This is a genomic window from Paenarthrobacter nitroguajacolicus (genome assembly GCF_029952445.1).
Lineage (GTDB): Bacteria > Actinomycetota > Actinomycetes > Actinomycetales > Micrococcaceae > Arthrobacter > Arthrobacter nitroguajacolicus_B.
Genome location: NZ_JAQPPK010000015.1, coordinates 91,834 through 115,464 on the forward strand (window position 1 = coordinate 91,834; position 23,631 = coordinate 115,464).

The following is a 23,631-nucleotide window of genomic DNA, read 5'->3' on the forward strand; positions in this document are numbered from 1 at the left end:
ACAACGCCGGGGTTGGGCCGGGACGTGACAGTTTGTCGTTATCTTTTGGCCCGGATTTTCGGCACAATCAAAGGCATGACTTCTAGCTCGGCAGCATCCCAGAGTACGGCCTCCAACTCCCCGGCGGGTAGCCTCGACGCCAACCACCCGCTGAAGGACGGCCGCACCTCGGACTCACCGCTGATCACGGCCTACCGCGGCGGCACGCCCTCGCGCAGGCCGGTGTGGTTCATGCGCCAGGCCGGCCGTTCCCTGCCTGAATACCTCAAGGTCCGTGAGGGCGTTGCGATGCTGGATTCGTGCTTGAGGCCGGAGCTGGCCTCTGAAATCACCCTTCAGCCCGTTCGGCGCCACGACGTCGATGCCGCCATTTTTTTCTCGGACATCGTCATTCCCCTGAAGCTGGCAGGTGTTGGCGTAGACATCGTTCCGGGCGTCGGCCCGGTCCTGGACAAGCCCGTGCGTACCGCCGAGGACGTCGCAGCCCTTCCCACATTGACGTGGGAAGCGCTTGAACCCATTCGTGAAGCCGTGCGGCTCACCGTCGCCGAACTTGGCACCACACCGCTCATCGGATTCGCCGGCGCGCCGTTCACTCTTGCCGCATACATGGTGGAGGGAAAGCCCTCCCGCGACCACCTCGGCCCGCGGACCATGATGCACGCCGATCCCGAAACGTGGACTGCGCTGGCCAACTGGGCCGCCGATGCATCGGGGCTGTTCCTCCAGGCACAGCTCGAAGCCGGTGCCTCTGCCGGCCAGCTCTTTGACTCCTGGGCCGGCTCCCTGGGCCTGGCCGACTACACCAAATACGTGGCACCGGCCTCGACCCGCGCGCTGGACCACGTCCGCGGCCTGGGCGCTCCGTTGATCCACTTCGGTACCGGAACCTCCGAGCTCCTTGTCGCCATGCGCGATGTCGGGGTAGACGTCGTTGGAGTTGACTACCGGCTTCCCCTGGATGAAGCCAGCCGGCGCTTGGGCGGGACGGTTCCGTTGCAGGGCAACATCGACCCCGCGCTGCTTTCGGCCCCGTGGGAGGTGCTTGAGGCGCATGTCCGCGAAGTCATCGCCGCCGGCGCCGGAGCACCTGGCCATGTCCTCAACCTCGGCCACGGAGTGCCCCCGGAAACGGATCCCACGGTGCTCACACGGGTTGTGGAACTTATCCACTCGATCCCCGCCAAGTAGGGCGCATGCGCGGCGGCCACGCAACGAACAAGCCACGCACGCCAGGCGCCACGGCAGTGGTGGTGGGCGGCGGAATCTCGGGGCTCCTCGCTGCGCGGGAACTGGCCATCGCCGGCACGTCTGTCACCGTACTGGAAGCAACCGGGTCGTGGGGCGGGTGCGTGGGCAGCCACGTAGTTGCCGGTTTGCACCTGGACAGCGGAGCAGAATCTTTCGCCACCCGCTCCCAGGCCGTAGCCGACCTCGCGCGCGAGGTCGGCCTGGCGGAGAAGATCGTCGCCCCACATCCGGGAGGTGCCTGGGTGCAGCTACCGGACGGCGCACGGGAACTCCCCAAGACAGGTGTCCTTGGAATCCCCGCGAACCCCTGGGACCCGGAAGTGCGGCGCTCATTGGGATTCGCAGGGGCATTGCGTGCATCCCTGGACCGTTGGCTTCCGGCGTCCGTAGGTACATCTTCGGAAGTCACCAGTGTTTCTGCCTTGGTCCGCGCCCGGATGGGTAAAAAGGTCCTGGAGCGACTTGTCTCGCCGGTGGTTGGAGGCGTCCACTCGGCCGATCCCGTCCTCCTGGATGTGGACATGGTGGCCCCCGGACTCCGGGCAGGCCTCCGCAAGCATGGTTCGCTTGCTGCCGCGGTAGCTGCCCAGCGCAAAGCCGGCGCCGGAACTGCTGGTGCTGGAACTGCCGGAACCGCACCGGCAAAGGCGGGTTCCGCCGTCGCCGGTTTGAAGGGCGGCATGAACACGCTGGTTGCGGCCTTGGTTGCCGACCTGCGGGACCGCGGCGTTGAACTGATCACGGAAAAGCGTGCCGAGGACGTACTGAGGACCGGGAACGGCTGGCGTGTCCTCGCCGCCGGTTCCACGTTCGACGCCGACCGGCTGGTGGTTGCGCTGGACGGCCCCGCCGCCGTCGGGCTCCTGGAGAAGTCCGTGGCTGGGTTGGCCGACTTGCGCCCGGCACCCGGGCCGCTGGTAAGCCTGGTGACCCTTGTAGTGGATCTGCCCGAGCTCGACAGCCGCCCGCGTGGGACCGGAATTTTGGTGGCGCCCCAAACGCCCGGGATCAAGGCCAAGGCACTGACCCATGCCACGGCCAAATGGGACTGGCTGGCTGAGGAAGCCGGCCCCGGGACGCATGTCCTGCGCCTTTCCTATGGCCGCCGCGAGGAGGCCGGTGGGGGAGTGGATCTAGTCCTGGACGACGACTCGCTCCTCGCCGCGGCCCTGGAGGACGCTTCGGCCCTGCTGACCGTACCCGTATCCCGTGCCGACATCGTTGATTGGGACGTGGTGCGGTGGGCAGGGGCATTGCCCTTCGCTGCCGTCGGTCATAAACAGCGCGTAGCCCAGGTGCGTAAGGTCTGTGCCGCGGCCGATGGTTTGGTGGTCGTGGGTGGCTGGTTGGCCGGAAACGGCTTGGCGGCCGTAGTGGCGGACACCCGGAGGCAACTGGCCCAAGGAAGCGCGGACGAACCGGCAATTCCGTGATTTATGTCACTTCTACGCCATGTAGAACTGATCCGTTTCGACTTAGCGGCTGGCACGGGGCAAACTTGAACCATGAGCCACACTTCTGTCGAATCTGTCACTAAAACTGCTGAATCCGAAGAGCAGTTCTTTACGCTCTGGACTGTATTCAAGCGCTCGGCCGACGTCCTGCGCAGCGGCGATGCTGCCCAGGAATTCGAAGCCCTGGTAGAAAAACTTGCCGCCGATGGGGTGGTCCTCCGAGGCAGCTACGACGTCTCGGCCATGCGCTCGGACGCGGACATCATGGTGTGGCTCCATGGGGCCAAGCCGGAGGACCTGCAGGCCGCGGTCCGTTCCATCCGCCGGAGCAAGCTCTTCGCCGGAACCGAGATCGTCTGGTCGGCCATGGGCGTGCACCGCGAAGCGGAGTTCGCCAAGAGCCACGTTCCGGCCTATGCCCGCGGCGTTGAGCCCAGCACCTGGCTCTGTGTCTACCCGTTCGTCCGTTCCTATGAGTGGTACATCCTGCCCGCCGAAGAACGTGGCGCCATGCTGCGCGAACACGGCATGCTGGGCCGCGAATTCCCGCAGGTCATCTCCAACACGGTCTCCTCCTTCGCCCTGGGCGACTGGGAATGGATCCTCGGCCTGGAAGCTCCTGAACTCGTGGACCTTGTGGACCTGATGCGCCACCTCCGCGCAACTGACGCCCGCAACCACGTCCGTGAAGAAATTCCGTTCTACACCGGCCGCCGCGTCACCGCCGCAGAGATTGCCGAGGTCCTCGCATGAGCACGCCCACCATCTCCACCGCCCCCAACGAAGTGACCGAACGCGGCCGCCAGGAACCAAGGAACTATGATGCCGTGCTCCTGGCATCATTCGGTGGTCCCGAGGGGCAGGAAGATGTCATTCCCTTCCTGCGCAACGTGACCCGTGGCCGCGGAATCCCGGACGAACGCCTCGAAGAGGTCTCGCACCACTACCGCGCTTTCGGTGGCATCAGCCCCATCAACCAGCAGAACCGCGAGTTGAAGGCTGCAATCGAGGCCGAGCTCGCGGGGCGCGGCATTGAATTGCCGGTCCTCTGGGGCAACCGGAACTGGGACCCGTACATCGCGCCGGTCCTGCAGGACGCCTACGACGCGGGTCACCGCCGCATCCTGATGCTCACCACCAGCATCTACTCCTGTTACTCCAGCTGCCGCCAGTACCGCGAGGACATCGGCGTCGCCCTGACCGAAACTGGATTGGACGGCAAGCTGCAGGTGGACAAAATCCGCCAGTACTTCGATCACCCCGGCGTGGTCCAGCCCTTCCTGGAAGGCACCGCAGCTGGCCTTGAGGAGATCCGGAACAAGCTCACCGCAGCCGGCGAAGCAGATCCGGATTCCAAGATCCGGGTCCTGTTCGCCACGCACTCAATCCCCACGCGTGACGCAGAGGCTGCCGGACGGTCCGAAGACGAGCCCCGCGAATTCGCAGAGGGGTCTGCCTACGCGGCCCAGCACCTTGCCAACGCCAAGGCCATCATGGACACCGTGGCACCGCATGTGGCATGGGACCTCGTGTACCAGTCCCGCTCCGGCGCGCCCCACATTCCCTGGCTGGAACCGGACATCAACGACCACCTCGAAGAAATTGCCCCGCAAGGCGTCCGCGGCGTCGTCATCGTTCCCCTCGGTTTTGTCAGTGACCACATGGAAGTTGCCTGGGACCTCGATACAGAGGCACTGGAAACCTGCAAGAACCTGGACATTGCGGCAACCCGCGTTCCCACGCCGGGCACGCACGCTGCCTTCGTCTCGGGACTTGTGGACCTCATCTGTGAGCGGACCGTCGATAACAACATCGCCGAACGACCCCATGTGACGGATCTGGGCCCCTGGTATGACGTCTGCCGCCCGAATTGCTGCGAGAACTTCCGTGGTGCCAAGCCGGTGATTTCAGAGGTGGGCAGCACGGTGGGCACAGGCCACGACGCCTACCCCGCTGCGGAGGCCGCCAAGTGAGAGTCCGGATCGGAACCAGGGCGAGCAAGCTTGCCCTGACGCAGACCCAGCAAACAGCAGACAAGCTGGCTGCGGTGGGTGGCTTCCCTGTGGAGCTGGTGCACATCAAGACCGAGGGCGACGTCAAAACCGGATCCCTCTCCCAAATGGGCGGTACTGGTGTGTTTGTTGCCGCGCTCCGGGATGCTTTGCTCGCCGAAACGTGCGATGTCGCCGTGCATTCGCTCAAGGACCTTCCGACCGGAGCTGCGCTTGGCCTGACCATTGCCGCTACTCCGCAGCGCGTGGACGTCAGGGATGTCCTCTGTGCCCGTGACGGCATGACGCTCGCGGAATTGCCGGGCGGGGCCAAAGTGGGAACAGGCTCACCCCGACGTGCAGCCCAACTGCGGGCCGCCCGCCCGGACATCGAAGTCCTTGACATCCGCGGCAACGTCGACACCCGCTTGGGCCGCGTACCCGGGCTCCCCGGAAATGCGACCGATGAGGTTGTCCCCGGCAAGACGTGCGACCTCGATGCCGTGGTGCTTGCAGCCGCCGGCCTGGAACGCATCGATCGGCTGGACGCGGTCAGCGAGTTCTTCGCTACCGATGTGATGTTGCCTGCTCCTGGACAAGGTTCACTGGCCATCGAATGCCGTGCGGAAGATGCGCCGCAGCAGGGAGCGTCCGGCGACGGTTCCAACGCCGTGCTTGCCCAGGCGCTTGCGGCCCTGAACGACGACGACACCCGCCTTGCGGTGACGGCCGAGCGTGCGGTGCTGGCAAGGCTCGAGGCCGGTTGCGCCGCGCCTGTTGGTGCCTACGCCTTCCGTAAGGGAAGCATGTTGCACCTGGAAGCCGTGGTGTGCGCTGTTGACGGCACTAAGACCGTCCGGGAAAAGAAAGCCACCGACGGACTGACCGAAGTCGGAGCTACGTTGCTGGGCATTGAAGTTGCTGAGCTTCTGCTCGCGGCGGGCGCCGCGGAGATCGCGGACCTTGCAGCGTCCTGAGCAATCCAGGCCCGGGCAATCAACACCCGCGCATGCCGAAGCGGAGCATGCCAAAGCGGCGGGGCTTGCCGGTCGGCGGATCCTGATCACCAGGAGCGCCGACCGCGCCCGCCCCTTGGCTGCGCTGCTGCAGCACCTGGGGGCGGAGCCCTTGGTCCTGCCACTCATCGACTTCGAACGGGCAGCCGACCCAGCTCCCCTGGATGCAGGACTCGACCGGCTCGCGGCGGGCGGTTTCGACTGGCTGGTGGTCAGCAGCGTCACCACGGTACAGGTCCTGCTGGCCGAAGCCGCGGAGCGCGGCGTTCCCCTGGCAGAGCTGGTTCCGGCTGGAACCAAGGTTGCCACTATCGGCACCTCGTCCCGCCACGTCCTGGAGTCCGTTGGGCTCACCGTTGACCTGGTGCCCGGCGATGTCCAGTCCGCCGATGGCTTATTGAAGGTGTGGGAAAAGGCTTCGTCGAGGGTCTTCCTCCCGCAAGCCGATATTGCAGCGCCCGGCCTGAGGGAGGGCCTGGCCGCCAAGGGCGCGGACGTCACCGCGGTTGTCGCCTACCACACCGTGGACTACCCGGCCCGCGAGGAAGCGCGCCTTACCGCGGAAGTTCCTGCCGCCGTCGTGAATCCGGGCAACGGGACGCTGGCTGTCCTCAACCCGGACGACGTTCGTAAGGCCTTCGACGCCGGGACTCTAGACGCCTTGGTTGCCGCCTCACCAAGTGCCGCCCGGCGCCTCGCCGCGATGTTTCCGACCCTGGGGACCTGCCGTTTCGTGGCAATCGGACGTCCGACGGCGGTTGAAGCTTCACGGCTCGGCATGACCGTGGGAGCGACCGCCCAGGAACCAACCCCGGACGGCATCGTGGCCGCCCTGCAATCTGTTTTCGCCAACGAAGGGAACCCGCAATGAGCTTTCCAAACCATCGTCCCCGCCGTCTGCGCACCACTCCCGCCATGCGCAGGCTCACCGCGGAAAACAGGTTGGCCCCGGCTGACCTGATCCTCCCGGCGTTCATCCGTGAGGGCCTGACGGAACCGAGCCCCATCAGTTCCATGCCCGGCGTCGTCCAACACACCACCGACTCCTTGAAGCGGGCAGCCGCGGAGGCAGTTGAGCTCGGCGTGGGCGGCATTATGCTGTTCGGCGTGCCAGCTGTACGGGATGCACAGGGCACTGCGTCCCTCGATCCCGAAGGCGTCCTGAACAAGGCCATCCGCGACGTGAAGGCCGAAGTCGGCGACGAACTGGTCATCATGGGCGATGTCTGCCTTGACGAATTCACTGATCATGGCCACTGCGGCGTGCTGGACGCCGAAGGCTACGTGGACAACGACGCCACCTTGGAGATTTATGGCCAGATGGCCGTGGCGCAGGCCGAAGCGGGCGCCCATGTGCTGGGACCATCGGGCATGATGGACGGCCAGATTGCCGTGATCCGCCAGGCGCTGGAGGAATCCGGGCACAAGAACACTGCAGTTCTTGCTTACGCAGCCAAGTACGCCTCGGCGTTCTATGGCCCCTTCCGTGAGGCCGTCGATTCCCAGCTCAAGGGTGATCGGCGGACCTACCAGATGGATGCCGCCAACCGCCGGGAAGCCATTCTTGAGGTTGAGCTGGACCTGGAGGAAGGCGCGGACATGGTGATGGTCAAGCCGGCCATGAGCTACCTGGACATCCTCGCGGACGTTGCTGCCATGAGCCCCGTCCCGGTCTCGGCCTACCAAATTTCAGGTGAGTACGCCATGATCGAAGCTGCCGCCGCCAACGGCTGGATCGACAGGCGCGGTGCGATTACCGAATCCGTGCTCGGGATCAAGCGGGCCGGTGCCGATACCGTCCTTACCTATTGGGCCTCCGAACTGGCAGGCTGGCTGAAGGAGTCCTGATGACATCCGTACCCTCCGATCCGACGACGCCGGTGGCTGCCAACCAGATCCTGCTCGGCGTGAACACCTTCGGCGATGCAGGTCTCGACGCCGACGGGAACCCGAAGGAGCACGCGCAAGTCCTGCGCGAGCTGCTGGAGGAAGCCAAACTGGCTGACGCCGTCGGGATCCATGCGTTTGGTGTGGGCGAACACCACCGCCGCGATTTTGCGGTGTCGGCGCCCGAAGTGTTCCTGGCTGCCGCCGCAGCGGCGACGTCGCGGATCCGGCTTGGCTCGGCTGTGACTGTCCTCAGTTCCGATGACCCCATCCGGGTCTTCCAGCGGTTCGCGACTGTCGACGCACTGTCCAACGGACGGGCTGAAGTGATGCTCGGGCGGGGATCGTTTGTCGAGTCGTTCCCGTTGTTTGGCTTGGACCTGGCAGACTACGAGGTCCTCTTTGAAGAGAAGCTGGAACTCTTTGACAAAGTGCGGGCCCAAAAGCCGGTGCACTGGGAAGGACGCACCAGGCCGAACGTCAACGGTTTGCAGGTCTACCCGAAGCTGCAGCACCACCTGCTGCCCGCCTGGATCGGAGTGGGGGGCACCCCCGAATCGGTGTTGCGCTGCGCCGAATACGGCTACCCCATCATCTTCGCCATCATTGGGGGAGAACCCCGTCGTTTCGCCCCCTTGGTCAATCTGTACCGCGAAGCAATGGCCAAGTATGGCCACCCCATGCGCCAGATAGCGACGCACTCGCCCGGCTTCATTGCCGATACCGACGAAGCCGCGCGCGAGGAGCTCTTCCCGCACTGGCTTGAACAGCGCAACAGGATCGGCGCCGAACGCGGCTGGGGACCCGGAAACCGAGGCGAATTCGATGCCATGTGCGGGCCTGAAGGTGCCCTCTATGTTGGGTCGCCGGAAACCGTGGCGCAGAAAATCGCCCTGCTTAAGCGGAACCTCGGAGTGGATCGCTTCGATCTCAAATACAGCAACGGGACGTTGCCCCACCAATCCATGATGCGATGCATCGAGCTCTACGGCACCGAGGTGGCCCCACGGGTTGCCAAGCTGCTGGCTTCGGCCTAAGCCACGGCCACCACCGGGCGGCACGGCCCGCCGGGAAACACTGAAAGAATAGGAACCATGACGTCAAACACCCCAGTGTCCGATCAGCTCTTCGACCGCGCAAGGTCCCTGATGCCCGGCGGTGTGAACTCGCCCGTACGCGCTTTCGGCTCTGTGGGAGGCAATCCGAAATTCATGGTCTCCGCCAAGGGCGCCTACCTCACTGACGCCGATGGCCAGGAATACGTGGACCTCGTATGCTCCTGGGGCCCGGCCTTGCTTGGCCACGCACACCCGGCCGTGCTTGACGCGGTCCATGCAGCCGTGGACCGGGGCTTGTCCTTCGGCGCCTCAACCCCTGACGAAGCCAACCTCGCCGAGATCGTCAAGGATCGTGTGTCCGCCGTCGAGCGCCTGCGCATGGTATCCACGGGTACTGAAGCGACTATGACGGCGGTTCGCCTCGCCCGCGGCTTCACCGGCCGCAACCTGATTATCAAGTTTGCCGGCTGCTACCACGGCCACCTGGACGGACTGTTGGCTGCAGCGGGCTCCGGCGTCGCCACCCTGGCGTTGCCGGGTTCCGCTGGAGTTACGGAAGCTACCGCAGCCGAGACTTTGGTACTGCCGTACAACGACCTCGACGCCGTTGAGGCCGCCTTCGCTGCCCACGGCAAGAACATCGCGGCTGTCATCACAGAAGCTGCTCCGGCCAACATGGGCGTCGTCACTCCGGGGGAGGGCTTCAACGCCGGGCTGTCCCGCATCACCACCGAACACGGCGCGCTGCTCATCCTCGACGAAGTCCTCACGGGGTTCCGCACCGGCTACGCCGGCTACTGGGGCCTTACGGGCCGGCAGGAAGGCTGGGCGCCTGATCTCCTCACCTTCGGCAAGGTCATCGGCGGCGGAATGCCGACGGCGGCACTCGGCGGCCGTGCCGACGTCATGGACTTCCTCGCTCCTGTTGGCCCGGTTTACCAGGCCGGTACTTTGTCGGGTAACCCGGTTGCCATGGCCGCGGGCGTCGCTACGCTGAGCAATGCAACGCCGGAGGTCTACGCGTACGTGGATGCCCGTTCCTTGGAACTTTCAGCGGCGCTCTCAACCGCCCTTGATGCTGAAGGAGTGGATCACTCCATTCAGCGGGCTGGAAACTTGTTCTCCGTTGCTTTCGGGACTTCGGCCAAGGGCGTGCACAACTACGACGACGCCCAGGGCCAGGAGAGCTTCCGCTATGCGCCGTTCTTCCACTCCATGTTGGATTCCGGTGTCTACCTTCCGCCGTCGGTCTTTGAAGCCTGGTTCCTTTCCGCAGCCCACGACGACGCGGCGATGAACCGCATCATCGAAGCCCTGCCGGCTGCTGCCAAGGCGGCGGCTTCGGCCTAGCACGTCCCATGCCCCGGCCAGCTGCTGACGGCAGCTGGCCGGGGCATTGTCGTACCCGATCAGGGTAGGCTCATAGGTGGAAACCCGACCCCAACGAACTCACGGTTTACCATGCGCAAGTCCCAAACAATTGCATCCCTCAGCGTTACCATCGCCGCCGCAGGAGCGTTCATCGCCCTGGCTTCAGGCTGTTCCGCCGGACAGGCACCTGCAGGGCCTTCGTCTGCGGCAGGAACATCGTCCGCACCGTCCTCATCGCAACCAAGCACGACGGACGCGCCGACGAGCGCCAGCCCGTCCGTTCCGTCCGCGGCCACCTCAGCTGCACCGGCCCCCGCCACCACCACCGTGTCGGCCGCCGAGCAGCAACTCTCCGCTCTGAGCCTGGAACAGCGTGTTGGGCAACTGTTTATGGTGGCGGCGAAAGCAACGGGCGCCGAGCCGGGAACAATGGAGGCGCTGAAGAAGTACCACGCCGGAAACGTGTACCTCAGTGGGCGCAGCAAGGCCGGGACAACATCCACGGCCGCCGTCGTTTCCTCGCTGACCGGCACGGTCTCAGCTGCGACAACCGGCGGCGTGCCCCTCTTTGTCGCCACAGACCAGGAAGGGGGCCTTGTCCAGGTCCTTTCCGGGCCGGGATTCTCCACCATTCCCGCCGCACTGGTGCAGGCATCAACGGGACCGGCGAAAATCCGTTCTGACGCCGCAACATGGGGCAGGGAACTTCTCAGCGCCGGCGTCAACGTCAACCTTGCTCCAGTCCTGGACACGGTTACCAGCCCGCAATTTGCGCCCTCCAACGGCCCTATCGGCCACTTCCAGCGGGAGTACGGCTTTGCGCCGGAAACTGTTTCGGAATTGGGGAATGCCTTCGCCGATGGCATGAAGGACGCCGGGGTGGCCCCTGTGGTCAAGCACTTCCCGGGGCTGGGACGCGTGGTGCCCAACACCGATGTCACCAGCCATGTACGGGACAGTGCCACTACGCGCACGGATCCTGCCCTTGAGCCTTTCAAGGCTGCGATTAAGTCGGGAACCAAGTGGGTCATGCTCTCGAATGCCTACTACGACAAAATCGACCCCGCCAACATCGCCCCGTTTTCCCCCATCGTGATGGACACAATGTTGCGGGGAGACGCCGGTTTCAAGGGCATAGTCCTCTCGGACGACCTCTGCAGTGCAGCACAACTGGAAGCCTGGTCCGATGCCGACCGTGCCCTGAACTTCTTCGGAGCCGGAGGCACGATGCTGGTCTGCGCCGACCCCACCAGCATTCCGGCAATGCACCAGGCTGTGGTTAAGAAAGCCCAGGCAGACCCTGCGTTCCGTGCCAAGGTCGATGCTGCGGCCCTTACGGTGCTGCGCGTCAAGAACGGAGAGTAGGCGGGATGCAGGAAGCCCCGCCCTCACACGTACGGTCATTCGCATGATCGTCCGGGAGGGCGGGGCTTTTGTGCGTTGTGCCCGGTGCTGCCTGTGGGCTGGTGCTGCCTAGAGAACGTCCGAAAGGAAGCCTTGGAGGCGTTCAGTCTGCGGGTTGGTGAACATTTGCTCCGGCGGACCGGATTCAACCACTACGCCAGCGTCCATGAACGTCACAACGTCGGAGACGTTACGGGAGAAGCCCATTTCGTGGGTTACCACCACCATGGTCATGCCTCCCTGTGCCAGGTCCGTCATGAGGGCAAGGACACCCTTGACGAGTTCCGGGTCCAGTGCCGAGGTGGCTTCATCGAAGAACATGACCTCGGGCTTCATAGCCAGCGCACGGGCGATCGCAACGCGTTGCTGCTGTCCACCGGAGAGGTTGGCGGGACGTGAATCGGCCTTGTGCTTCAATCCCACCAGGTCCAGCTGTGCCAGGGCCTCATCGCGGGCCTGTTCCTTGGACATGCCACGGAGCTTGCGCAGGGCCAGGGAGATGTTCTCCGCCACCGTTTTATGGGGGAACAGGTTGAACTGCTGGAACACCATGCCGATGCGGCGGCGGAGTTCATCGGGATTGTCCTTCAGCACCGAACGACCATCCAGCAGGATGTCGCCCTGATCCGGTTCGATGAGCCGGTTCATGACACGGAGCAGCGTTGACTTCCCCGAGCCGGACGGGCCGATCACAGAGGCTGTGGTGCCCTTCTCGACGTGGAGGTCGATGCCGCGCAGCACGTGGTTGCTGCCGAACGACAAGTGGATGTTCTTTGCGGTGAGCGTGCCTGAAGCGAATTCACTCATGCTTGGGCTCCTTTTCCGACCACTGCTGCTGCCTCATCCGGTTCTTTCTTCTCCGGACGGCCAGCACGCATGCGGGCATCAATCCAGTTCACGAAGTGCGTGAGCGGGATCGTCATTGCCAGATAGAAGATGGCTGCTGCCACGTAGGGCGAGAGATTGCCGCTGTTGGCTGCTGCGTCCTTGCCGATCTGGAAGATTTCGCGCTCAGTCGCCAGCAGGCCAAGCATGAAGACCAAGGAAGATTCCTTGATCAAGGCAATGAACTGGTTGACCAACGCCGGGAGGACGCGGCGGATGCCCTGGGGTACCACCACGAGCCGCATGGAGGAGCCATAACTGAATCCGAGGGCACGGGTGGCCTCGAGCTGGCCCTTATCCACGCTTTGGATACCGGACCGGAAGATCTCGCCAATGTACGCACCGGACATCAAGGACAGCGCCGCGATGGCCATGGGGTACGGGCTGGTGGAGCCCGTTAGTTCACGAATGATCGGACCGAAACCGAATCCGATCACCAGGATGGTCAGCACCGGTGGGAGCCCGCGGAGTATGTCCGTGTAAATTCGGGCTACCCACCGTGCAGCCGCGTTCCGGGAAATCCCCATCAGGGCAAGGAGCATCCCGAGCGCGGTCCCAATGATGCCGGAGACCACAGCCAGAACGATCGTGTTTGGCAGGCCGACGGCGAACATCTTGGGAATGACTTGGCCCATCGCCTCCCAGTCAAAGAAGGTATCGGCTAATTGATTGAGGATATCCATGGAACGCCTTGGTTACTTGGCCGGGAGCTGGACGGCCTTGCTGCCCGGCTTCCAACCCTGGGGGGTCTGCTCAGCGGCAGTCGGACGGTCCTTGTACCACTCGGCCGTGAGCTTGGCCCAGGTACCGTCAGCAATGACAGCATCCAAGCCGGAGTTCAGGGCGTCGATCAGCGGCTGGTTGTCCTTGTTCACAGCGTATGCAGTGAAGTTCTGGGTGTTGACTACCTTCTCGGCGATCTTGGTGTTGTCGCCATCCTTGACCTGGCCTTCGGCCTGCTGGGACGGGGCAACCCACGCGTCGATCTGGCCGTTCTTCACATTGCCGTAGACGGTGTTGTAGTCGGGGAAACGAACCGGCTCAATCTTGAGGGTGTTCGTCATGTAGTCGTCCTGGACGGTGCCCTGGACGACGCCGATACGAGCGCCTTCCTTGATGTCCCCGAAGCCGGTGATCTTGGAATCGCTCTTGGTCACCACTGCCATGTAGCCGAAGTCGTAGCCGTTGGTGAAGCCAACTGTCTTGCGGCGGGCGTCGGTGGTGGAGATCGAGGAGGATCCGACGTCGAACTGCTTGTTGCCCACCTGGGACAGCAATGCGGAGAAGTCCGTGGAAGCGAACTCGACCTTGAGGCCCAGCTTGTCGCCGATGGCGCGCAGGAGCTCGTTGTCGTAGCCGGTGAACTTGCCGGAAGGATCGATGAAGATGTTCGGCGGGGCGTCGGACAACGTGCCCACGCGCAGGGTGCCATCGGTGATGAGGCCCAGCTTGGACTTGTCGATCTTGTCCAGCGGAGTAACGTCAGCGGTGGTGAAGCTGTCCAGGGACTTCTGGTCACTGCCGGCGAGTGCGTCAGTGGCTGTTCCGCTGGGTTCGGAGCTTCCGCCGCCGCATGCTGCCAGGGAAATCACCAGGGCTGCGGCCACGGGGGCAACAGACAGCCACTTAGGGGCTTTGAATTTCATGGAGAAATCACTTTCATCGGGGTCACAAATGATGTTCGTGGTGGGCGGGGAACACGGCAGCCGAACGAGGGTTGGCTGTCCTAGCAGACTTCAACCCGCCAAACTTAATTATGTCACCAGCCCGCAGGCGCCCGGTGAATCGAAGAAACGGTTGTTTACCCTCGATTTTTCCGAATCATGTTTCTCGGAACGGGGTTAGGTAGGCTGACTGTTCCGAGTCCGGCCTCCGCTATGGAATCCACGCCTGAACTCCAGCGCTGATGGGGGTTCCCGAAAATCATGTGACATGCGTCGCAGAACGCACGTATTGGTGGCCGAAAGCTAGAAGCCTCCGCGGCTCGCGTCCTCGGGAGGAAGCACCGGCCACTCACCCTCAATGACGGCTGTGGGCTTGCTTCGGCGCAGATATTGCTGGAAGTCGGCAGCCTGGGATGCGGCCCAGTCTACTTGCAGTTGGTGCAGCTTTGGCGCGGGCATCTGGAGCTTGGGGAACTTGCCGGCCATGGCATCCAACACCCGGAGCGTGGCAAGGGCATCTGCTGCCGAGGTGTGGGCGTTGTCCAGGTCCACGCCATACTCCTCGCACAGTGCAGTCAGCGTCCGCTTGCCCTTCCGGTAGCGGTCCACCTGCTTGTTCATGACGTAGGGATCGAGGACGGGAAAACGGGTCAGTTGGGGAACACCGTACCGGGCGGACTCCGCAGCCAGGACGGTGAAATCGTAACTGGCGTTATAAGCAATGACCGGAGTCCCGGCGTCGAACAGTTCCTGGAGAACCGCGGCAACCTCGCGGGTTACCTCAGCTGCCGGCCGGCCTTCGGCCTTGGCTTTTTCCGTCGTGATGCCGTGGACCTCGCTGGCTTCGAGCGGGATTTCCACGCCCGGGTCTGCCAGCCACTCGTGCTCGGCCATGAGCTCACCATGGGCATCCACAACGGTGATGGAAGCGGTGACGATCCGCGCAGATCGGGAGTTCTTCCCGGTGGTCTCGAGGTCGAATGCGGCACGTGCGAGGGTGTTCCAGGAGCTCATGATTTTCACGCTACCGGCTGGCACCGACGTTATTGGGTAAGACACTCCTGCCGTTAGGCTGAACACATGCGGATGGAGTATGTGACGGCAGTGCTGGCCGTCGTGGACCTCGTTCCGCGCGGCTCGGCCGTCTCGTACGGCGATGTCGCTGAGCTCCTGGGTGCAGGCGGTCCGCGGCAGGTTGGTGCCGTGATGAGCCATTACGGCAGTGCCGTTGCCTGGTGGCGGGTGCTGCGGGCAAGTGGAGAAGCGCCTCAGGGCCACGAGGTCCAGGCCCTGCGCCACTACCTCGACGAGTCCACCCCCTTGCACGGCGCCCATGAGGCCTTCCTCAGGACCGGCGAGGGTCGCTGGCGCGTCGATCTCGCCTCGGCCCGGTGGGCTCCCACGGACGGGGATTTCGACCAACTCGATGTGATCTCCGACCAGTTGGAGCGTCAACTCCATATATTGTCGGTCCCCGATGATGAAATGACTGTGTGACCGCAACTCCTGCCAAAACACGCCAAGCATCCGCAGCCCTTCGGCTGCTGCCGCCGCGGGAAACCCACTACGCGGCACCCGTCCTATCGCCCGACCAGCATGCTGTGGTGTCCCTCCCCCAGGGGAGCGGCCCGATCCTCGTCCCCGGAGGACCGGGAACCGGGAAGTCCACCGTGCTCGTGGAGTCAGCTGTCCGCCGCGTCCGCGAGGACGGACTGGACCCGGAACAGATCCTCATTCTTGCTCCTGGCCGCCATGCTGCCGCTGCCCTGCGGGACACCTTCACGGGGCGGCTGGACCGCAGTCTTAGTACGACGCCGGCACGCACCTGGGCGTCTTATGCCTTCGACGTCATCCGGCGGGCAAAGGCCGAAGGTGTCCTGCCGCTGGCGCGGCCACCGAAGCTTCTTTCGGGCCCTGAGCAGGACCTCATCATCAAGGAGCTGCTGGAAGGCCACTCCCGGCCAAGCTTCCAGTTGCCCTGGCCGGACGATCTTGCAGCAGCCCTTCCCACCCGCGGGTTCAGGCACGAGATCCGGCAGCTGTTCGACCGCATCATTGAATCCGGACGGACTGCAGACGACCTCGTGGGCCTGGCCTATGAATGCGGGCGTCCGGACTGGATGGCGGCTGCCGAACTCTACAGCGAGTACAGGGATGTCCTTGACCTGCGCATGCCGGAGGCTTTCGATCCCGCAGGAATCATTACCACTGCCCGGCAGATTTTCCAGGATTCCCCGGCTTTCCTTGCGGCAGAACGGCAGCGCATACAGCTTTTCCTCGTCGATGACGCGCAGGAATCCAACCCGGCAGTGTTCGAACTCCTGGCCGACGTCGCTGAGGGTAAAGACGTCGTGGTGACCTACTCACCGGATACCGTCGTGCAGGGATTCCGCGGCGCCAGGCCAGACTTGGTGGCTGAGTTGCCAAGCCTGCTCGGTGGTGCGGAGCAGTCTGTGGCGGTGCGTCCCCTGTCCGTCACCCATCGCCATGCCCCTGCCGTGGCAGAGGCATGGACGCGGGTCGCGGCCCGTATTTCCCAGCGTTCCGGCGGTCAGCTGGCCCGACAGATGGAACAACCGCCGTCGGCGTCCGGGGAATCCCGTCCCGGAAGCCAAGGACGGGTGGAAGGACATGTGCTTCCCTCTGCGGTCCATGAAATGCGCTATGTGGCCCAGCGAATTCTTGAAGCGCAACTACGGGAAGGCCGCGAGTTCAGTGACATCGCAGTGATTGTCCGCAATGGCGGCCAAATCTCTACGTTGCAGCGTTATCTGGGCGGACAGGGCATACCGGTTCGGGTTCCGGTGGCAGACACCGCGGTTCGCGACGAAGTCGCCGTGCGTCCGCTGCTCGAGGCGTTCGCCGTCGTATTGGACCCGGCCAAGCTGACTCCCGAGACCGCTGTCTCACTCCTGACCTCCCGCATCGGCGGGGCCACCGCTATCGAGTTGCGGCGGCTGCGACAATCCTTGCGGCGTGAGGAACTTCTTGGGGGTGGTGGTCGATCCAGCGACGCATTGCTGGTGGAAGCCCTGCTGGAAGCTGGAGCCTTGGCCTCGTTGGGAATCGAGGGAAGCGCGGCCCGCAGGCTTGCGCGCATGATCGCGGCCGGCGCTGCAGCCGCCGCGGAGCCCGGAGCCAATGCTGAGTCCGTTCTGTGGGCGTTGTGGCAAGCCACCGGCTTGTCATCGCGATGGGCTGAAGCGGCCCTGGAAGGCGGTGCGGCCGGGGCCCGCGCCGATGGCGACCTTGACACGATGATGGCACTGTTCCACACGGCCGAACGGTTCGTGGATCAGCTCCCGGGCTCGGGTCCGGAGCAGTTCCTTGACTATCTGTTGAACCAGGAACTGCCCATGGATACCTTGGCTGCGCGCGCGCAGCTTGAGGACTGCGTGGAAATCATGACCCCCGCCAGCGCCGCCGGACGCGAATGGCCAGTGGTGATCGTGGCAGGCCTGCAGGAAGGTGTCTGGCCGAACACCCGCCTGCGCGGCGAACTGCTGGGCAGCACGGTCTATGCCGATGCTGTGGAGCACGGCGTGGACTATGCCCTGGGCCGGGGGCCGCTCAGCCGGCTGCGCGACATCCGATACGACGAATTGCGGAGTTTCTCCACTGCCGTCTCCCGTGCACGGGAAGTCCTTGTCTGCACTGCTGTGTCTTCCGAGGATGAACAGCCTTCCGCGTTCCTCGACTACGTGGCTCCTTTGGCGCAGGGCGAGTACAAACGCGGCTACACCCCGGTGGACCGTCCCATGACCCTCCGTGCGCTCGTCGCCGAGCTGAGGCAGCATGTCCAGTCGGGCGGGTCTTCGGCCCAGGAGGCCCCAATTGTCCATGAGGCTGCCCGGATATTGGCCAGGCTTGCCAGCACGGAGCCCCCGGTTCCCGGCGCAGATCCGGACACATGGTGGGGATTGGCGCCGCTGAGTTCCATGGACCCGGTGGTGCCTCCGGGTGGCACAGTTTCCGTTTCACCTTCCAAGGTGGAAGCCGTCCACAAATCCCCGCTGGACTGGTTTGTCCAGGCCGCAGGAGGCGAGGCCGCCACTGACTTCGCACGGAGCCTGGGGACCCTGGTCCACAGCATTGCCCAGGACATGCCCGAGGCCTCGGGCGGAGAATACGTAGCCGAACTTGTCCGGCGCTGGCCCACGTTGGGCATGAAAGATAACTGGGAGGGAAAACTCGATTTCCAGCGGGCTGAACTCATGGTCCGAAAGCTGGCCCAGTATGTCCTGGTCATGCGCAGCGAAGGAAGGAGCCTCCTGGCGGTCGAGCACGACTTTGAGGTCCAGCTGGAGGATGTCGTTTTGGAAGCTGCCGCCTTTGATCATCCGGACCCCGCAATCCTTCAACGCCATGCCGTGCTCCGTGGTCAGGTGGACCGTCTGGAGATCGATGGCGAGGGAAGGCTGGTCATCGTCGACCTCAAAACCGGCAAGCGGCAGCCTGGCAAAGCTGAGGTCGCGAACCATCCGCAGTTGGGCGCCTATCAGGCTGCCGTTCTGAGGGGTGCGTTCATGGACGCGCTGCCCGTCGGGCAAGACCCCGACGTCGGGCCCGGCACCGAACCGGTCAGGAACCTTGTCCCCGGCGGTGCGGTGCTGGCCCAACTCGGTACCAAGACCAAGAGTCCGGCCGTTCAGCAGCAGGATCCTCTGGAGCGTGGCGACAACTGGGCAGATGGGCTTGTCAATGAGGCTGCTGCGTTGATGGCCGGGGCAACGTTCGAAGCCCGGCATGATCCCGGCAAGGGCAGCCACGGCGGACATGGTTGCCGCCTTCCGGATATTTGCCCGTTATGTGCCCGAGGAAAGCAGGTTACCGAATGAGCACAGAACTCCTCGACGGCGTCGGCCGGCCATCATCCGTCTTTGCCGGGAGCCCGGACCTCCCGGCGCCCCGGTTCACTCCTTCGCAACTGGCTGACATCCTGGGGGAGAAGAACCACCCCACTGCCGAACAGTCCCACATCATTGCCTCTTCCCTGACGCCGCGCCTGGTCATTGCCGGGGCTGGGTCGGGCAAGACTGCCACGATGGCCGACCGGGTGGTGTGGCTTGTCGCCAATGGTTGGGTTCGCCCTGAAGAAGTCCTTGGCGTGACGTTTACCCGCAAGGCTGCCGGAGAACTCGCCAGCCGGATCCGGAGCAAGCTGGCCACCCTTCAACGCGTTGCTGCTGAAGACGATGGCAGCATCGGTTTCCCCGAAGGACTGTTGGGGGCCGATGATCTTGAACCCAGGGTCTCCACCTATCATTCGTACGCCAGTGGAATCGTGTCTGATTATGGCCTGCGGCTGGGAATCGAGCGCGATGTCGTCCTGCTGGGCGGGGCACAGTCCTGGCAGCTGGCCAGCCAGGTCGTGGAGGCCTACGACGGCGACTATGAGCACTTCACGGCCGCCAAGTCCACCTTGGTCAACGGTGTCATCCAGTTGGCGGGCGAGTGTGCCGAGCATCTCCAGGGCCCTGCCGCGGTGCGTGAATGGGTACTTGAACGCGTCCAGGGTTTTGAGCAGCTTCCCTACGTGGCGGGGGCAAAGAAGAACCCGGCACAAGCCGCGGGAGACTTGGCCGCCATGCTCCGCACGCGCGCCAGTGTGGCCGACATGGTGGTGCGTTACCAGGACGCCAAACGTCAACGCGGTGTCCTCGACTTCGGCGACCTCGTAGCCCTGGCCGCCCGGATTGCCCGTGACATTCCCTTGGCCGCCACCACCGAGCGTGCCCGCTACAAAGTCGTGCTTCTGGACGAATTCCAGGACACGTCACATGCCCAGTTGGTGTTGTTCTCCCGGCTTTTCGGGCAAGGCCATGCCGTCACGGCCGTGGGGGACCCCAACCAGTCCATCTACGGATTCCGGGGCGCTTCGGCCGGGCAGCTCTTCCACTTCGTGCAGGAATTCCCGGTGGTACGCAAAGATGAAGGGGAGGATTCCAACTCCTATGCCGTGGCTCCCACCTCGTATCTGACTACAGCCTGGCGGAACGGGAGGAACATCCTCCAGGCCGCCAACACCATCGCGGCACCCTTGAACCAGGCTGCGGCCACCAGTGGGGCTGCAGGGGAGAGGGGAGCCCCAGGGCAAGTCTCCGTGCCGCCCTTGGTCCCCAGTCCCGCTGCCGTGGATGGCAGCGTGGTAATCGGCCGCTTCGGAACGGATGAGGACGAAGCCGCAGCCATCGCCCGCGATGTCCGTCGCTACCAGCGAACCGTGTTTGAGGAAGAGCAAGACGGTACCCCGGTAAAGCCCACAATGGCCGTTTTGTGCCGCCGAAGGGCCCAGATGGAGTGCCTCCGGCGGGAATTCGAAGTGCAGGGGATCGCCTACGAAATTGTCGGACTGGGTGGGCTGTTGGATACCCCCGAGGTAGTGGATCTGGTCGCTACCTTGCGGGTACTGGCCGATCCTGGGCGTTCAGATTCGCTGATGAGGTTGCTCGCGGGGGCGCGTTGGCGGATTGGGCCGGCGGATCTGATGGCGTTCAGTGACTGGTCCAGGTTCCTGGCACGGCGTCGGGCAGCCCCGGATGCACAAGGTGAGTCCGTGGAACGCAATGAGGAACCATCGGCCGTGGTAGTCGAAAGCGACATAACTGACGCAGCGAGCCTGGTGGAAGCCCTCGACTACCTGCCCAAGCCGGGCTGGACTTCCGGGCATGGCAGGAGCCTAAGTGAGACCGCCTTGGAGCGGCTCAACAGCTTGGCAGCGGAACTTCGGTCGCTGAGGAGCTTCATCGGCGATGACCTCACTACACTCCTGGGTGAGGTGGAGCGCGCCATGCTCCTGGACATCGAAGTGGCAGCCAAGCCTGGGACCAGCATCCATCAAGCCCGACGCAACCTCGATGCCTTCCAGGACGCTGCGGCAGGCTTCCTTCAAACGTCACAGCGTGTTGACCTCCTGGCTTTCCTGTCGTGGTTGGAGGCGGCGGCTTCCGAGGAAGGCGGCCTGGACATCGCGCCGGCGGAAACCAACCGTGAAGCGGTGCAGTTGCTGACTGTCCATGCGTCCAAAGGCCTGGAGTGGGACGTTGTATTTGTGCCCGGCCTCAATGCAGGGTCCTTCCCCAGCAACAGGGATTCCCGGTGGAGCACCGGCGCCGCAGCCTTGCCGTGGCCGCTGCGTGGCGACCGGGCTGACCTTCCCCAATGGGACCTTGACCAGCCCGACCAAAAAGGTTGGCTGGATGCAGAGAAGGAGTTCAAGTCAGAAGTCCAGCATCACGGTGAAGCTGAGGAACGACGTCTCGCCTATGTTGCCTACACCAGGGCGAAGTTCGTCCTGTGGGCCTCCAGCGCGGCATGGAATGGATCCCGCTCCGGAATCGCCGGCATGTCCGCTTTCCTATCGGAGTTGGCGACACTTGCGGGCGTGGGGCATGAAAGCTACGAAAGTGGAACGGCCGTGGTCTCTGCCGTGGTTCATCCCGAGTCGGTGGCTGAAGAAGCCTTACCCGATACCAGCCCTTTGACGGCTGCCCTCGAGGTAGCACTGTTTCCCTACGATCCACTTGAAGGACCATCCGATCCACGGACAGGCGCCCGGCTCAGGCTGGCACCTGGTCGGCGCGATGCCATGGACCAGGCCGCGGCAATGGTCCGGGAATACATGGAAAACCCCTGCCTCGAACCTCCTTCGCCTCCACTCGAGGGTTCTTCCTCCTCCTTGCACGGTGCCGCGGGCAAATGGTGGCATGAGGCAGAGCTTTTGTTGGATCGCCAAAAGCGGCGCAAGGCAATTCACGATGTCCACCTGCCCAGCCACATCTCCGCGTCGCTTTTCGTGGACCTCGGCGACAACCCTGGCGCTGTCCTGTCCCAACTCCGCAGGCCCGTCCCCCGGGAACCGGGAATCTCCGCCAGGAAGGGAACAGCGTTCCACGCTTGGGTGGAGGAGTACTTTGGTACCACTGGGATGCTGGACCTCGACGAAGCACCTGGTTCGGACTCGCACATTGACGAGGCCTATGGTCTTGATGAAATGGTGGCTGCCTTCAAACGGTCCGAGTGGGCCCAACGTGCCCCTGCCTTCGTAGAAGTGCCCGTTGAAACCCGTATTGGTGATGTGGTTGTCCGTGGCCGGATCGATGCCGTGTTCCTGGATGCGGATGGTCGGTGGCAGCTTATCGACTGGAAGACGGGACGGCGTCCGTCAGGCAAACAACTGGCAGTCCGTGCGGTGCAGCTTGCCGTCTACAGGCTGGCCTGGGCCCGGCTCAAGGATGTGCCCCTTGAAGAGGTCAGCGCAGCGTTCTACTACGTAGCCGACGACTCCGTCGTGCGCCCGCACGACCTCGGCAGCGCCGCAGAACTGGAACGGATCGTTGCCAGGGCGCTGAATGACAAGTGATGGCTAAGAGCGGTCCGCCGCGTGAAGAGGGGTCACGGCGACCACGCTGATGGCGGCCGTGGAGGTATCGTCATGGCCGTTTCGGGCATCGGGCCCGGCCTCGGCGGCGTCGGTCGAAGGAGCTGGGTCGCCGGCATCCGTGGCCGGTTCCACAGGGGTCTGCGCGTCCACAGCCGGCTCCGCGGTGGGGATGGCTGCCACAGAAACTGCAGGACCGGCGTCGGGTATTGCTGCCACGCTGACGGCAGGCTGGTGCTCCGCTGCTGCTGCAGCCTGATGCTCGGCGAGCTCTTTCGCGGCGGCTTCGGCCTCTTCATCACGGCGGGCCTGGTCTTCGATGTCGCTGGCGAGGGCCTGAAGCATGGATTCTGCCTCCGCGGTCATGCTCTGGTGTCCGGCGGCCATTGCCTTGACCAGATATTGGGCCAGGGCGAATTCGGCCAGCAGAGCCGCGCGACGGAGAAGGTGGGCATCCGGAGTTTCCCGGCGGGCCTGGGTGTAGTGGGCCAATACGGCTTCCACAAACGATGCTTCGTTGGAGGCCACCAGCCACGCGAAATCGTCGGCAGGATCGCCGATCCGCAGGTCCGTCCACCCGGTTACGGCGGTCACGGTGTCGTCCTGGACCATCAGGTTGTCTTCGTGCAGATCGCCATGGACCACGGACGTGTTGAACCGCCACAAAGCGACGTCCTCCAAGGCATGTTCCCAGCGGCGCAACAGCGTGGCAGGAATCTTGCCCGTTGTGGCTGCCTGGTCCAGTTCGTTGAGCTTGCGCTGCCTGAACTCGTTGGCCGAGTAGCTGGGGAGGTCAGCATTGATGACCAGGCTCAATGGAAGGTCGTGAATGGCAGCCAAAGCTACGCCGACCTCCTTTGCCAAAGCCGGACTGCTGGCCGAAAGTTCCTCGATGGACAGCACCGATCCCTGAAGGTGGGCATAAACGAAGGTGGTGAGGTCGCCTTGCCGGACTGTGCCGGCAATGGTGGGAACGTGGAAGGGCAGTTCAGCACGGACTGCTGGCGCGAAAGCACGGAGCACCATGAATTCGGTTTCCAGGCGTGTGCTGGCCTCAGGGTGGCGCGGCGAACGGACCCGCCAGCGTTTGCCTTCCCCGTCCAGCAGCAACGCGGAATCGAAGTCGGCGTCGTCGTCGGGGGAATAGGCTGTAGCCGTCGGCGCCAAACCAGGCACCGCCGCAGTTGCTATAGCGGCCAGTTCGAGCGGTGTTCTTCTCACCTCTCCACGGTAGATTGAGTGCGGCCTGTGGCCATGATGCAGTGCGGCG

18 protein-coding genes are annotated in these 23,631 nt (G+C 64.0%); 13 read left to right on the forward strand and 5 right to left on the reverse strand.

Annotation, left to right across the window (positions count from 1 at the left end):
- The first annotated feature begins 75 nt into the window (after nucleotides 1-75).
- From hemE to PJL15_RS12920, 10 genes are all read left to right on the forward strand, one after another.
- Nucleotides 76-1,191: a uroporphyrinogen decarboxylase gene (gene hemE, locus PJL15_RS12875; protein WP_281451530.1), complete on the forward strand. Its 1,116-nt coding sequence runs from the start codon at nucleotides 76-78 to the stop codon at nucleotides 1,189-1,191.
- 5 nt (nucleotides 1,192-1,196) lie between these two features.
- Nucleotides 1,197-2,684 carry a protoporphyrinogen oxidase gene (gene hemG / locus PJL15_RS12880; RefSeq protein WP_281451531.1) on the forward strand — a complete coding sequence of 496 codons (1,488 nt, stop codon included), beginning with the start codon at nucleotides 1,197-1,199 and terminating at the stop codon, nucleotides 2,682-2,684.
- A 72-nt stretch (nucleotides 2,685-2,756) separates the two neighbouring features.
- Nucleotides 2,757-3,458 carry a hydrogen peroxide-dependent heme synthase gene (gene hemQ / locus PJL15_RS12885; RefSeq protein WP_281451532.1) on the forward strand — a complete coding sequence of 234 codons (702 nt, stop codon included), beginning with the start codon at nucleotides 2,757-2,759 and terminating at the stop codon, nucleotides 3,456-3,458.
- Nucleotides 3,455-4,678: a ferrochelatase gene (locus PJL15_RS12890; RefSeq protein ID WP_281451533.1), complete on the forward strand. Its 1,224-nt coding sequence runs from the start codon at nucleotides 3,455-3,457 to the stop codon at nucleotides 4,676-4,678. The genes hemQ and PJL15_RS12890 overlap by 4 nt, the downstream gene beginning before the upstream one ends.
- Nucleotides 4,675-5,673 carry a hydroxymethylbilane synthase gene (hemC, locus tag PJL15_RS12895; protein ID WP_281451534.1) on the forward strand — a complete coding sequence of 333 codons (999 nt, stop codon included), beginning with the start codon at nucleotides 4,675-4,677 and terminating at the stop codon, nucleotides 5,671-5,673. Before PJL15_RS12890 ends, hemC begins: the two co-directional genes overlap by 4 nt.
- Before the next feature lie 115 nt (nucleotides 5,674-5,788).
- Nucleotides 5,789-6,583 (forward strand): uroporphyrinogen-III synthase, encoded by a 795-nt coding sequence (locus tag PJL15_RS12900; RefSeq protein WP_281451556.1) that lies wholly within the window; start codon nucleotides 5,789-5,791, stop codon nucleotides 6,581-6,583.
- Entirely contained in the window at nucleotides 6,580-7,560 is a 981-nt protein-coding gene (gene hemB, locus PJL15_RS12905; RefSeq protein WP_281451535.1) for a porphobilinogen synthase, read from the forward strand. Before PJL15_RS12900 ends, hemB begins: the two co-directional genes overlap by 4 nt.
- Complete coding sequence (locus PJL15_RS12910) at nucleotides 7,560-8,636, forward strand: LLM class flavin-dependent oxidoreductase (RefSeq protein ID WP_281451536.1); 1,077 nt, start codon at nucleotides 7,560-7,562, stop codon at nucleotides 8,634-8,636. The genes hemB and PJL15_RS12910 overlap by 1 nt, the downstream gene beginning before the upstream one ends.
- Nucleotides 8,637-8,693: 57 nt before the next feature.
- Nucleotides 8,694-10,007 (forward strand): glutamate-1-semialdehyde 2,1-aminomutase, encoded by a 1,314-nt coding sequence (hemL, locus tag PJL15_RS12915; RefSeq protein WP_281451537.1) that lies wholly within the window; start codon nucleotides 8,694-8,696, stop codon nucleotides 10,005-10,007.
- Nucleotides 10,008-10,118: 111 nt separating this feature from the next.
- Nucleotides 10,119-11,393 carry a glycoside hydrolase family 3 N-terminal domain-containing protein gene (locus PJL15_RS12920; protein WP_281451538.1) on the forward strand — a complete coding sequence of 425 codons (1,275 nt, stop codon included), beginning with the start codon at nucleotides 10,119-10,121 and terminating at the stop codon, nucleotides 11,391-11,393.
- A 108-nt stretch (nucleotides 11,394-11,501) separates the two neighbouring features.
- On the opposite strand, the gene PJL15_RS12925 is transcribed toward PJL15_RS12920, so the two are convergent.
- From PJL15_RS12925 to PJL15_RS12940, 4 genes are all read right to left on the reverse strand, one after another.
- Nucleotides 11,502-12,239, reverse strand: a complete 738-nt coding sequence (locus tag PJL15_RS12925; protein WP_281451539.1) for an amino acid ABC transporter ATP-binding protein — start codon at nucleotides 12,237-12,239, stop codon at nucleotides 11,502-11,504.
- The gene (locus tag PJL15_RS12930) at nucleotides 12,236-13,000 is read right to left on the reverse strand and encodes an amino acid ABC transporter permease (RefSeq protein WP_189013345.1); all 765 of its coding nucleotides are present in this window, start codon (nucleotides 12,998-13,000) and stop codon (nucleotides 12,236-12,238) included. The genes PJL15_RS12925 and PJL15_RS12930 overlap by 4 nt, the downstream gene beginning before the upstream one ends.
- A 12-nt stretch (nucleotides 13,001-13,012) precedes the next feature.
- On the reverse strand, nucleotides 13,013-13,963 hold the full coding sequence (locus PJL15_RS12935; protein ID WP_281451540.1) for an ABC transporter substrate-binding protein: 951 nt from the start codon (nucleotides 13,961-13,963) through the stop codon (nucleotides 13,013-13,015).
- Nucleotides 13,964-14,284: 321 nt separating this feature from the next.
- A complete protein-coding gene (locus PJL15_RS12940; RefSeq protein ID WP_281451541.1) occupies nucleotides 14,285-14,995 on the reverse strand; it encodes a 3'-5' exonuclease in 711 nt (236 codons plus the stop codon).
- Nucleotides 14,996-15,061: 66 nt separating this feature from the next.
- On the opposite strand from PJL15_RS12940, the gene PJL15_RS12945 reads away from it, so the two are divergent.
- The 3 genes from PJL15_RS12945 to PJL15_RS12955 are packed head-to-tail and all read left to right on the forward strand — an operon-like array spanning nucleotide 15,062 to nucleotide 22,343.
- The gene (locus PJL15_RS12945) at nucleotides 15,062-15,478 is read left to right on the forward strand and encodes an MGMT family protein (RefSeq protein ID WP_281451542.1); all 417 of its coding nucleotides are present in this window, start codon (nucleotides 15,062-15,064) and stop codon (nucleotides 15,476-15,478) included.
- Nucleotides 15,475-18,819: an ATP-dependent helicase gene (locus PJL15_RS12950; protein WP_281451543.1), complete on the forward strand. Its 3,345-nt coding sequence runs from the start codon at nucleotides 15,475-15,477 to the stop codon at nucleotides 18,817-18,819. The genes PJL15_RS12945 and PJL15_RS12950 overlap by 4 nt, the downstream gene beginning before the upstream one ends.
- Nucleotides 18,816-22,343, forward strand: a complete 3,528-nt coding sequence (locus PJL15_RS12955) for an ATP-dependent helicase (protein WP_281451544.1) — start codon at nucleotides 18,816-18,818, stop codon at nucleotides 22,341-22,343. Before PJL15_RS12950 ends, PJL15_RS12955 begins: the two co-directional genes overlap by 4 nt.
- A 3-nt stretch (nucleotides 22,344-22,346) precedes the next feature.
- Here the strand turns inward: PJL15_RS12955 and PJL15_RS12960 are convergent, their stop codons facing one another.
- Nucleotides 22,347-23,582, reverse strand: coding sequence for a macrolide 2'-phosphotransferase (locus PJL15_RS12960; RefSeq protein WP_281451545.1), 1,236 nt, complete (start codon nucleotides 23,580-23,582; stop codon nucleotides 22,347-22,349).
- Nucleotides 23,583-23,631: the final 49 nt, after the last annotated feature.

Excerpts from the sequence above, each read along its gene's own strand:
- hemE (WP_281451530.1), top strand. The coding sequence starts at position 76 with ATGACTTCTAGCTCGGCAGCATCCCAGAGTACGGCCTCCAACTCCCCG.
- hemB (WP_281451535.1), top strand. The coding sequence starts at position 6,580 with ATGAGCTTTCCAAACCATCGTCCCCGCCGTCTGCGCACCACTCCCGCC.
- PJL15_RS12920 (WP_281451538.1), top strand. The coding sequence starts at position 10,119 with ATGCGCAAGTCCCAAACAATTGCATCCCTCAGCGTTACCATCGCCGCC.
- hemG (WP_281451531.1), top strand. The coding sequence starts at position 1,197 with ATGCGCGGCGGCCACGCAACGAACAAGCCACGCACGCCAGGCGCCACG.
- PJL15_RS12935 (WP_281451540.1), bottom strand. The coding sequence starts at position 13,963 with ATGAAATTCAAAGCCCCTAAGTGGCTGTCTGTTGCCCCCGTGGCCGCA.
- PJL15_RS12940 (WP_281451541.1), bottom strand. The coding sequence starts at position 14,995 with ATGAGCTCCTGGAACACCCTCGCACGTGCCGCATTCGACCTCGAGACC.
- hemL (WP_281451537.1), top strand. The coding sequence starts at position 8,694 with ATGACGTCAAACACCCCAGTGTCCGATCAGCTCTTCGACCGCGCAAGG.
- PJL15_RS12910 (WP_281451536.1), top strand. The coding sequence starts at position 7,560 with ATGACATCCGTACCCTCCGATCCGACGACGCCGGTGGCTGCCAACCAG.
- hemQ (WP_281451532.1), top strand. The coding sequence starts at position 2,757 with ATGAGCCACACTTCTGTCGAATCTGTCACTAAAACTGCTGAATCCGAA.
- PJL15_RS12930 (WP_189013345.1), bottom strand. The coding sequence starts at position 13,000 with ATGGATATCCTCAATCAATTAGCCGATACCTTCTTTGACTGGGAGGCG.
- PJL15_RS12890 (WP_281451533.1), top strand. The coding sequence starts at position 3,455 with ATGAGCACGCCCACCATCTCCACCGCCCCCAACGAAGTGACCGAACGC.
- PJL15_RS12955 (WP_281451544.1), top strand. The coding sequence starts at position 18,816 with ATGAGCACAGAACTCCTCGACGGCGTCGGCCGGCCATCATCCGTCTTT.
- PJL15_RS12925 (WP_281451539.1), bottom strand. The coding sequence starts at position 12,239 with ATGAGTGAATTCGCTTCAGGCACGCTCACCGCAAAGAACATCCACTTG.
- PJL15_RS12945 (WP_281451542.1), top strand. The coding sequence starts at position 15,062 with ATGCGGATGGAGTATGTGACGGCAGTGCTGGCCGTCGTGGACCTCGTT.